This window comes from uncultured Desulfovibrio sp., from assembly GCF_944324935.1.
Lineage (GTDB): Bacteria > Desulfobacterota > Desulfovibrionia > Desulfovibrionales > Desulfovibrionaceae > Desulfovibrio.
The window spans coordinates 1-8773 of the sequence record NZ_CALUYG010000069.1 but is presented as its reverse complement, the minus strand read 5'-3'; the positions used below and the strand labels follow the sequence as shown (position 1 = coordinate 8773).

At 65.6% G+C, this 8773-nt stretch carries 8 protein-coding genes and 1 pseudogene; 4 read left to right on the top strand and 5 right to left on the bottom strand.

The window, feature by feature from the left end; genetic code table 11:
- Positions 1-317: 317 nt before the first annotated feature.
- On the bottom strand, positions 318-1172 hold the full coding sequence (locus Q0J54_RS11515; protein WP_296305868.1) for a nitroreductase family protein: 855 nt from the start codon (positions 1170-1172) through the stop codon (positions 318-320).
- Positions 1173-1258: 86 nt separating this feature from the next.
- Between Q0J54_RS11515 and Q0J54_RS11510 the strand changes: the two genes are divergently transcribed.
- Genes Q0J54_RS11510 through Q0J54_RS11495 form a run of 4 tightly spaced genes read left to right on the top strand, consistent with a single transcriptional unit; the run spans position 1259 to position 6277 of the window.
- Positions 1259-2260, top strand: a complete 1002-nt coding sequence (locus Q0J54_RS11510) for an efflux RND transporter periplasmic adaptor subunit (RefSeq protein ID WP_296305867.1) — start codon at positions 1259-1261, stop codon at positions 2258-2260.
- Positions 2257-4029, top strand: a complete 1773-nt coding sequence (locus Q0J54_RS11505; RefSeq protein WP_296305865.1) for an ATP-binding cassette domain-containing protein — start codon at positions 2257-2259, stop codon at positions 4027-4029. The genes Q0J54_RS11510 and Q0J54_RS11505 overlap by 4 nt, the downstream gene beginning before the upstream one ends.
- A complete protein-coding gene (locus Q0J54_RS11500) occupies positions 4026-5150 on the top strand; it encodes an ABC transporter permease (protein ID WP_296305863.1) in 1125 nt (374 codons plus the stop codon). Before Q0J54_RS11505 ends, Q0J54_RS11500 begins: the two co-directional genes overlap by 4 nt.
- On the top strand, positions 5147-6277 hold the full coding sequence (locus Q0J54_RS11495; RefSeq protein WP_296305861.1) for an ABC transporter permease: 1131 nt from the start codon (positions 5147-5149) through the stop codon (positions 6275-6277). The genes Q0J54_RS11500 and Q0J54_RS11495 overlap by 4 nt, the downstream gene beginning before the upstream one ends.
- A 17-nt stretch (positions 6278-6294) precedes the next feature.
- Here the strand turns inward: Q0J54_RS11495 and Q0J54_RS11490 are convergent, their stop codons facing one another.
- The 4 genes and pseudogenes from Q0J54_RS11490 to Q0J54_RS11475 form a co-directional block, all read right to left on the bottom strand.
- Entirely contained in the window at positions 6295-6621 is a 327-nt protein-coding gene (locus Q0J54_RS11490) for a heme-binding protein (RefSeq protein ID WP_296305859.1), read from the bottom strand.
- A 132-nt stretch (positions 6622-6753) separates the two neighbouring features.
- Entirely contained in the window at positions 6754-7218 is a 465-nt protein-coding gene (locus tag Q0J54_RS11485; RefSeq protein ID WP_296305856.1) for a serine/threonine protein phosphatase, read from the bottom strand.
- Between the two features lie 142 nt (positions 7219-7360).
- A complete protein-coding gene (glpX, locus tag Q0J54_RS11480; RefSeq protein WP_296305854.1) occupies positions 7361-8344 on the bottom strand; it encodes a class II fructose-bisphosphatase in 984 nt (327 codons plus the stop codon).
- Between the two features lie 243 nt (positions 8345-8587).
- Positions 8588-8773: pseudogene (locus tag Q0J54_RS11475) on the bottom strand (IS5/IS1182 family transposase); the annotation flags it as partial.

Below are 8773 nucleotides of genomic sequence, written 5' to 3'. Positions count from 1 at the left end.
CGCTCGGTTTTCCCTGAACTGAGGAACTTTGTTCTTCCCTTTCCGCTTTCTTTTTCCGTGCTCTTTCCGTGATGAACACTTTTTATCTGCCCTTGGCCTGTGGCTTCGCCTTACCCTCTGAGCGTGGTCGTCGTTTTTCGCTGGAATATGGGGCCCTTTTCTTTTTCTTTCTTTCGCTGGCTCGCGGCTGCTGCCAGGCATCCCGGCGTGGTCGCCTCCCGGTGGGCGACCGAATGGCGGTCCGAAAGGGCCGTGACCGTTAGGCGACGCAGGAGTCTTACGGGCAGCGACAGCAGAGCTGGGTGATTCCCCCTCCCTCAAAATCTTACAACCTCTTGCCGGGTAGCCCACTGCACGCGGTGCACTTCAGCGGCGGGCAGGGCAACGCTGCGGGGGTAGTGGACGGCGGGCTTGCCGTAGAGCATGCAATAGCTCAGCTCATAGCCGTCGGGCATGCCCAGGCGCTGCATGGCATCGGGCAGGAAGAGCGTGATGCACCAGTAGAGCAGACCACACCAGGTCGTTCCCAGCCCCCAGGAGTGCGCGAGAAGCTCGAAATAGGAAAGATAGATGATCGGGTCCTGAGTGGCACAGGGGGCATCCTTGGCATTGGCGACGATGAGGCAATGCGGCGCCATGCGAAAGAGCACATCCACCTGTTTTTCCCGCCAGAGGCGCGGGGCGGCGCGAAAGACCTGCGCCCGGCGGTCGTCGGGGATGGCCCCGGCGGCGTCAAGTTCGGCCAGCCGGGCATAGACCTCCTCCCGGAAGGCCTGCTGGGAGGTCAGTGTGTCCAGCGTGCAGATCCAGAGCTTGCGGGCATTGTCGCCGGTGGGGGCATACTGGGCGGCGGCAAAGATCTGGTCCAGCGTGACCCTGTCCACATCCTCCTGACGGTACTGGCGGCAGCTACGCCGGCCGCGCACAAGGGCTGTCAGACTGTCGGGACCGGGGAAAGCGCCGTCCAGCGGCAGGCAGTCCGCCGCCGTATGTCCAAGGACGGAAACCGCGCCCACAGGGCAGACGGCCAGGCAATGCCGGCAGCCGATGCAGTTTTCTTCATGCAGCATGGCGGGATGACCGTCATGCATGGTCAGCGCATGGCCCACACAGTCCTTGACGCAGGCCCCACAGGACAGGCATGCTGAGGTATCGACGGAAAAAGCGATCATAGAGCCTCCTCGGCTGGGGTGGATGATGCGCCATTGTGCGTCCAATCCGTGCGGGAGGCAAGTCGCCGCACGGTCGGGAGGGAACCATGCGCAGGAAAAGGATCATGGTGGCGGCCGCGCTGCTGGCCGTGGGCGCACTGGCGCTGCTCGCGTGGCTAATGGTGCTGCGTGGGGACAGCGCGCCCGTCTTTTACGGTAATGTGGAGATCCGGCAGGTGGACGTGGGCTTTCGGGTCGGCGGGCGTATTGCGAGCCTGCTGGCCGAAGAAGGCGACAGCGTACAGGCGGGCGATCTGCTTGGCCGGCTGGATGAGGATACGCTGACGGCGCAGGCCCGGCAGGCGCAGGCCCAGCTTGCCCGGGAAAAAGCCAACCTGCAACGGCTCGAGACCGGCTACCGCAGTGAGGAGATCGCCGCCGCCCGGGCGGAGCTGGCCGCCGCCCGCGCCCTTGCCGACAATGCCCGCCAGAATCTGCAACGGGTGGAGGCCATGCGGGCGGGCAACGCCATCTCCCAGAAGGAGCTGGACAATGCCCGCGGCAGCTACCGTAATGCGGCGGCCAAGCAGAAGGCGGCGGAAGAACAGCTTGCGCTGGTCAGCACCGGCTATCGGGATGAGGACATCTCCGCCCAGCGGGCCGCGGTGGCCGCGGCAGAGGCCCAGTATGACCTGGCGCGTATCGCTCTGGAAGATGCGGCCCTGCGCGCGCCGCAGGCAGGCGTCGTGCTGACGCGGGTGCGTGAGGCCGGAGCCATCGTGCAGGCGGGGCAGTCGGTCTATACGCTGAGCCTTACGGATCCGGTCTGGTTGCGGGTCTATGTGGATGAACCGCATCTGGGAGACATCAAGCCCGGCATGGCGGTGGAAGTGTTGTGTGACGCCCTGCCGGGGCGCAGCCTGCCCGGTCGGGTGGGATTCATCTCCCCGTCGGCTGAATTTACTCCCAAGAACGTGGAGACGGCCGAAGTGCGTACATCACTGGTCTATCGGGTACGCGTGCAGGCGGAAGACCCGGACGACATCCTGCGGCAGGGGATGCCCGTGCGGGTGCGGCTGCCCCGGGCCACGGAGGACCAGCGGCCATGAGCGCACGGGGCGGCAGGGCGGATCCCGCCTGCGCCGTGGAGCTGGACGGCCTGGGGATGCGCTTCGGCACGCACGAGGCGCTCCACGACATCACGGCCCGTATCCGTGCCGGACAGGTGACGGGGCTCATGGGGCCGGATGCCGCGGGCAAGACCACCCTGCTGCGTCTGATGGCCGGTCTCATGCTGCCCACCAGCGGGGCGGTGCGGCTGCTGGGCACGGACGCCATGCGGCTCGCGCAAACGTCGCCCAACAGCATCGGCTACATGCCGCAACGCTTCGGCCTGTACGAGGATCTCTCCGTGCGGGCCAATCTGGAACTGCATGCCCGACTACGCGGCGTGGAGGGCGAAGAGCGGGAAAGCCTGTTCGCGCGCCTGCTGGGCTTTACCGGGCTGGCTCCCTTTACCGCACGGCTTGCCGGGCGTCTTTCCGGCGGCATGAAGCAGAAACTGGGTATTGCCTGCGCCCTGCTCGGCTCGCCGCGCGTCCTGCTGCTGGACGAACCCGGCGTGGGGGTGGACCCCCTCTCCCGCCGCGAACTCTGGGAAATGGTCATGTCGCTCTGTCGCGAGGGCATGACCATCATCTGGTCCACGGCCTATCTGGACGAGGCCGCCCGCTGCCCGGAGGTCCTCATGCTCAATGAGGGCCGTCTCCTGTATGCCGGCGCACCGGGCAAGATGCTGGAGCGCGTGCGGGGACGGGTCTTTGCCCTGCGGCCGCCGCGCGAGGCGCGCAGAGCCGGCCTTGCCCGTTGGATGGGCATGCCCGGCGTGGAGGATGTGGTGGCGCAGGGCAGCCGTATACGGCTGGTGCTGGCGGCCGACGCGCCGGAGGAGCTGGGCCGCAGGGTGTGTGAAGAGGGCGGGGAGGCCGTCCCGCCCCGACTGGAGGATGCCTATATGAGCGCACTGGGCGGTATGCTGAAAACGCCCTCGCCCTACGGGCGGCGCACGGCGGGGGAGGGAGGCGCCGCCGTGGCGACCGGCGCCGGGGACGCGACGGCGGAGCGCATCGTGGCCGAGGGGCTGACCAAACGCTTCGGCGCGTTCGTGGCGGCGGATACGGTGAGTTTCCGCGTACGGGCAGGGGAGATCTTCGGCCTGCTGGGGCCCAACGGAGCGGGCAAGTCCACCACCTTCCGCATGCTTTGCGGCCTTTCCCGGCCTACGGCGGGGCAATGCCGGGTGGATGGGGTGGATCTGCTGCGCGCGGGCAGTCTGGCGCGCGCCCGGCTGGGCTACATGGCACAAAAGTTTTCCCTCTACCCGGACATCTCCGTGGCCCGCAACGTGGGCGTCTTCGCCGATCTGTACGGGCTTGACCGCCGGGAACAGCGGGAACGCCTGCCGCGTCTGGCCGAGGCCCTGGGCCTTGCGCCTTTCTGGCACAGCCGCACGGACAGCCTGCCGCTGGGGCAGAAACAGCGCCTTGCCCTGCTGTGCGCCACGCTGCATGAGCCGCCGGTGCTCTTTCTGGATGAGCCGACCTCCGGCGTCGATGCCCGCACGCGCCGCGACTTCTGGAAGCATATCCTTGCCCTCACCGCCGCCGGGACGGCTGTGCTGGTGACCACGCATTTCATGGAGGAGGCCGAATACTGTGACCGTCTGGCCTGCATCAACGGCGGGCGCATCATCAGCATGGGCACGCCGGACGACCTCAAGGCCGCCTGCGCCCGTGAAAGCGGGCAGGACGATCCCACGCTGGAGGACGCCTTCATCGCCTGCATCCTGCGGCAGCGCCGCGAGGAGGGGCGGGCATGAACCGCTTCTGGTGGCGTCAGCTTGGAGCGCTCGTCCGCAAGGAAGCGCAGCAGATCGTCCGCGATCCCTCCTCCTATCTGGTGGCCGGCGTGCTGCCGCTGCTCTTCCTTTTCCTGTTCGGCTACGGCATCACGCTGGATCCCGGCATCCTGCGGCTGGCCATCCTCAATGAGAGCGGCGGCACGTCCTCGCAACAGCTGGCGGCCGCCTTTGCCCATTCGCCGTGGTTCGCCGTGCAGTCCGTGGGCAGCATGCCCGAGGCCGAAAGGCTCATGCGCGATTCCCGCGTCCAGGGCGTGCTCGTCCTGCGGCAGGATTTCGATGCCTGCCGGGAGCGTGGCGCGCCGGCACAGCTCATGCTCATCGTGGACGGCACGGAACCCAATATCGCCACCTTCATCCAGAGTTACGGGCAAGGGGTCATCAGCCGCTGGCAGAGTCTCCAGACGCCCGGCAGCGAGGCCGTCCGCCCCGCCGTGGGCGTGGAACAGCGCTTCTGGTTCAATCCCACGGCCCGCAGCGAGCGATTCCTCGTGCCCGGGGCCATCACCGTCATTATGACTCTCATCGGCACTCTGCTGACGTCGCTGGTCTTTGCCCGCGAATGGGAGCGCGGCACGATGGAGGCCATGTTCGCCACGCCGATCAGCCGTCTGCAACTGCTGCTGGGCAAGCTGATCCCCTATTTCGTCATGGGGATGTTCAGCATGGCCCTGTGCGCGCTGGCCGCCGTCTGGCTGTTCGACGTGCCGTTTCGGGGCTCGACGGGCGCGCTGCTGCTTTTGTCGTCGGTGTTCATGTGCTGTGCGCTGGGGCAGGGGCTGCTTATTTCCACAGCCTTCCGTACGCAGCTGGTGGCGGCCGAGGCCGGGCTTTTTTCCGGCTTCCTGCCGGCCCTGCTGCTGTCGGGATTCGTGTTCGACATCAACAGCATGCCGCCCGTCCTGCAATGGCTGACGCATCTGCTGCCGGCCAGCTATTTCAATACCTGCCTGCGGACGCTCTTCCTGGCCGGGGACATCTGGGCGATCTACGGGAAGGCGCTCTTCTTCATGGGGCTGCTGGCGGCAGTGCTGCTGGGCCTGACCTACCGCAATCTGCGTAAGAGGCTGGACATATGACCGGTACGATCAACTGGCGGCGCTTTGCCGCCATCGTCCGTAAAGAGCTCTTCGTGCTGATGAGCAACCGCGTCTCGCGGGTCATGCTGATCGTGCCGCCCCTCATGCAGATCGTCGTCTTCGGCTGGGCGGCCACGCTGGAGGTACGCAATGTGGATGTGGCCGTGCTGCGGCATGACGCGGGCCGGCTTTCCACGGAAGTGCTGCACCGGCTGCGGGGCTCGCCCACCTTTCGCCACATCCTCTTTGTGGACAGCGAAGCCGCGCTGCGCCAGACGGTGGAAGAGGAACGGGCCCTGCTGGCGCTGGTCTTCCCGCAGGACTTTTCCCGGCGCGCGGCGGCGGGAGAGGCCGCTGTCGTCCAGGTCATCCTGGACGGCCGCCGTTCCAATGCGGCGCAGATAGCCGCCTACTACCTGCAGACCCTGTTGCAGGATGTGGGCGCGCAGACGCCGCGCGGTCAGGCGGCAGCAACCAGCGTGACGCCCCAGCTCCAGGTGGCCGGGCGCTGCTGGTTCAATCCCAATCTGGAATTCCAGTGGTTTTTCCTGCCCAATCTCATCGGCATGCTGAGCTTCATGCTCGGGCTGGTGGTGACCGGTCTCTCTGTCGCCCGCGAGCGCGAGGTGGGCACTTTCGATCAATTGCTCGTCTCCCCCGCCACGCCGACGGAGATCGCGCTGGCCAAACTCATGCCCGGCTGCCTGGTGGGGCTGGCACACGGGACCATCTTCCTGCTGATCACGGTCTTCGGCTTCGGTGTGCCGTTCACGGGGTCGGTCTGCCTGCTCTATGCGGCCATCTTCGTTTTTGCGCTGGCCTCCGGGGGCGTGGGGCTCATGGTATCCTCCCTTTCCGCCACCCAGCAGCAGGCCTTTCTGGGGGCCTTCAGCGTGGGCGTACCCTGCATCCTCCTTTCCGGGGCCGTGACGCCGGTGATCAATATGCCGCCCTTCCTCCAGCATGCCAGCCAGTTCAACCCTGTAGCGCACTTCACCGTCCTTGTGCAGGGGGTGTTCCTCAAGGACATCTCCCTTGCGGCCGCTGCCGTGAGCCTGGGAAAGATCGCCTGCATCGCGCTGGTCTGCGTGAGCGTGGCTGTCTGGATGTTCCGACGGCGGGTGTGAGTGGGCGGAAGGCACGCTCAGGGCAGGGCTTTCAGTCCGGCTTCGGCAATGCGGGTATCCTCGGCGGAATGCGCGCCGCCCACGCCGATGCCGCCGGCGACCTGGCCGGCGAGGATGATGGGGATGCCGCCTTCCATGAGGCTCAGGCGGGCATCAAGGAAGCGGATGTCTTCGGGGATGCGTCCTTCACGCACGCCTTGGGCAATGTCGAGCGTCCGGCGTTTTTGCGAGGCGGCGGTGAAGGCCTTCTTGTAACTGGCTTCGAGGGTGTTGACGCCGGCATCATGGTGGCGCAGCACGGCCAGCGTCTGCCCGACCTGTCCACGATGGTGATGCGACGGCATGGCCGCTGCGTCTCGGGCGTCGTTTCTTCCGCCTGGGCCTGCGTGCCGCCGCCGAGGAGGACGGCCGCAGCCACGGCCATACGGGCCAGCATCCGTTTCATGGTCGTCATCTCCTCACAACATGCGGCATGATCACTGCATTTGCGCATTATCCAGGCTGGCCTTGAGGATGCTGCCCAGATGCTTCCGGGCCAGCTCCAGCTCGGCCTTGCTCACTTCCGGCATATCCTTGGGCCGGGCCATGCTGTTGCCGCCTTCTTCCGCCATGACGAGCGCCGCGGCCATACGACCCATGACGCAGAAAAAGCGGCGGGCATCCCAGCCCTTTTCCCTGACCCACTGGGCGGCCTTGTCGGAATAGAGGAAATCAGCCTTTCCCTTGCGGAGAATGGGGTGAGCTTCCTCCTTTTCCGCGCGCGTCCATTGCCGGAACTGCGGCAGAAGATCGAGGAACTGGAGCAGTTCCTTTTCCGTGACGTCCGGCTGCTTGTCATAAACGGACTGCACGGCGGCCGCTTTTGCCGTTTGCGAAAAGGAAACGGACGCGCAGCACAGCACCGCGACCAGCAATATGCCGAGAGGGACGAGTTTTTTCATGGGACTCCTTGCCCGTTGGCGGGCGAATGGGGTGGAGGAGGGCGACCGCCGCAGGGGGAGCGTCATGTGCCGTATGCGGCGCGTGCGGGGCTTCGGCGCGGCATGCGCCTTTTATCGAAGCCCCGCACAGCGAAAGTCAGCGTCAATAGGGGACCGCGCTGATCTTGGTGAGGCGGTCGAGGTTGTGATAGGACTCCACATAGCGCAGCGTACCGGTCTTGCCGCGCAGCACCAGCGAATGGGTCACGGCATGGCGGGCGCTGTAACGCACGCCCCGCAAAAAGTCCCCGCCGGAGATGCCGGTGGCGGCAAAGAAGCAGTCGTCGCTTTTCACAAGATCATTGACCGTCAGCACTTCCCGCAGGTCGATACCGGCGTTGGTGATGGCCTCTTTCTCCACATAGGACTGGGGATCGAGGCGGGCCAGCATCTGCCCGTCCATGCCCTTGATGGCGCAGGCCGCGAGCACGCCTTCCGGCGTACCGCCCGTGCCCATCATAATGTCCACCTCGTTGCGCGGGTCGACGGCCATGAGCGCCCCGGCCACGTCGCCGTCCGTATGCAGCTGGATACGGGCCCCCACGGCGCGGATGTCGGCAATGAGCTGCTTGTGCCGGGGCTTGTCCAGCACGAAGACCACAAGATCCTGGACCTTCTTGTCCAGCGCCCTGGCCACCCTGGCCAGATTGTCCGCCACGGGAGCGTCCAGGTCCACCTCGTTGCTGGCCTCGCCGGGGACAACGAGCTTTCGCATGTAGAAGCTGGGGCCAGGATTGAACATGCTGCCGCGCGGGGCCACCGCCACTGTGGAGATGGCGTTGGGACGCCCGAAAGCCAGCAGGCTCGTGCCCTCCACCGGATCGACCGCCACGTCCAGTTGCGGGCCGTCGCCCATGCCTACATGCTCGCCATTGTACAGCATGGGGGCATTGTCCTTCTCCCCTTCACCGATGACCACGATGCCGTCCACATGCAGGGTAGAGAAGCTGTTGCGCATGGCATCGACCGCCGCGCCGTCGCCGTCCTCCTTGGCGCCCCGGCCCAGCCAGCGGGCGGAAGCCAGCGCGGCAGCCTCGGTGATGCGTACGATGTCCAGTGCAAGGTTTTTCTCCGGTGCTTCAGCCATGACAACATCCTCCAGATATAAATAGGCCCGCATGCCACGGGCGCGACGATTCTAGCGCAGGCCGCAGAGCGCTTCAAGCGGAAAGACAGGCGCCGCCGGGCCGTGCCGGCGGATCATGCGGGGGGAAGGAAGGGGGCTTTTTTGCAAAAAAGCCCCCTTCCTTCCCCCCGCGCCCCCCATCCATCCCGCAAAAAACTTTATCAGGGAGGATGGCGGGGAGGGCGTTCCCGTTAGATAGTGTCGTCAAATTATGTTTGCCCACAAAGATATGCACCTGATTTGAACGGCAGCAAGAAAAGAGGAGCATCTTTTGGCATACCGTGTGGCAATTCCCCGCCAGCGTTTTAGATGGAGAAAAGCATTCTCGACAAGATGCCTGACTTTGTAGAGCTCTCTGTCATAGTTGCGTAATATTTTACGACTTTTCTT

Coding starts and splice junctions, on each gene's coding strand:
- Q0J54_RS11500 (WP_296305863.1), top strand. CDS start 4,026: ATGAACCGCTTCTGGTGGCGTCAGCTTGGAGCGCTCGTCCGCAAGGAA.
- Q0J54_RS11485 (WP_296305856.1), bottom strand. CDS start 7,218: ATGAAAAAACTCGTCCCTCTCGGCATATTGCTGGTCGCGGTGCTGTGC.
- Q0J54_RS11510 (WP_296305867.1), top strand. CDS start 1,259: ATGCGCAGGAAAAGGATCATGGTGGCGGCCGCGCTGCTGGCCGTGGGC.
- glpX (WP_296305854.1), bottom strand. CDS start 8,344: ATGGCTGAAGCACCGGAGAAAAACCTTGCACTGGACATCGTACGCATC.
- Q0J54_RS11490 (WP_296305859.1), bottom strand. CDS start 6,621: ATGCCGTCGCATCACCATCGTGGACAGGTCGGGCAGACGCTGGCCGTG.
- Q0J54_RS11515 (WP_296305868.1), bottom strand. CDS start 1,172: ATGATCGCTTTTTCCGTCGATACCTCAGCATGCCTGTCCTGTGGGGCC.
- Q0J54_RS11495 (WP_296305861.1), top strand. CDS start 5,147: ATGACCGGTACGATCAACTGGCGGCGCTTTGCCGCCATCGTCCGTAAA.
- Q0J54_RS11505 (WP_296305865.1), top strand. CDS start 2,257: ATGAGCGCACGGGGCGGCAGGGCGGATCCCGCCTGCGCCGTGGAGCTG.